Source organism: Pseudarthrobacter sp. CC12 (assembly GCF_039907755.1).
GTDB classification, from domain to species: domain Bacteria; phylum Actinomycetota; class Actinomycetes; order Actinomycetales; family Micrococcaceae; genus Arthrobacter; species Arthrobacter niigatensis.
The window spans coordinates 1-750 of the sequence record NZ_JARDJH010000099.1; the positions used below are offsets into that span (position 1 = coordinate 1).

Consider the following 750-nt stretch of genomic DNA (forward strand, 5'->3'; position numbering starts at 1 on the left):
ACTGTGCACACGCCGGTGCCCGTATCGGCCATGGTTCTTCTTGAAGATGTCCCTGATGGAGGCCTTGAGCTCCTCTTGCGGGTCAGGGGCTTGAAGGCGCGCCTGGTGATAGAAAAACGTGGATCGTGCCAGGCTCGAGACCTGAAGAAGAAGTGGAAGCGGGAAGTCGGCCTTGAGGGCGATGAGGGCTTGGACCTTCACCTTTGTTTTTGAGCCCTCAAGGCTCGCAATTTTCCCAAATATGCGACTTCGGCCCGCAGGCGTTCGTTCTCCCGACGTAGCCGTTCTAGCTCGGGTACTTCTGCAGGCGGTGGGGAGTCGGGCTTCCGGGGTCTGCCTTTGGGCTTGGGGCGTAAGGCGTCCACGCCTTCACGGCGGTAGGTACGCACCCACGACTTGAGTAGCACGGCCGAAGATAAGCCGGCCTCTTCCGCCAAGGCCGGTGCAGTCTCGCCAGCAAGGAACCGTTGCACCAGGGCGAGCTTGAATTCGAACGTGTACGACTGAGCAGGCTTCGTCACCAGCGCACCTTGACCATGGATCCTCCACCGCCGATACAGCCTCTTAACAGGCCCACGAGACTCACGAGACACACCCAGCATGGTGGCTGTCGCCGTGTATGCAAGGCCTTTCTCAAACCACGCTACAGCCGTCGCGCGCTGATGGGCCGACAAAGAACTACTTGAACGCAAAACTGCTCCCCGGAAGTCGAAACTGAATTTTCAGTCCAACTTTCGGGGAGCAGTTCAT

Annotated in this window: 1 pseudogene; it reads right to left on the bottom strand. The window is 58.9% G+C overall.

Annotated elements, in window-relative coordinates:
* Window positions 1-201, bottom strand: a pseudogene (locus PV772_RS23025) (IS3 family transposase); the annotation flags it as partial.
* Window positions 202-750: the final 549 nt, after the last annotated feature.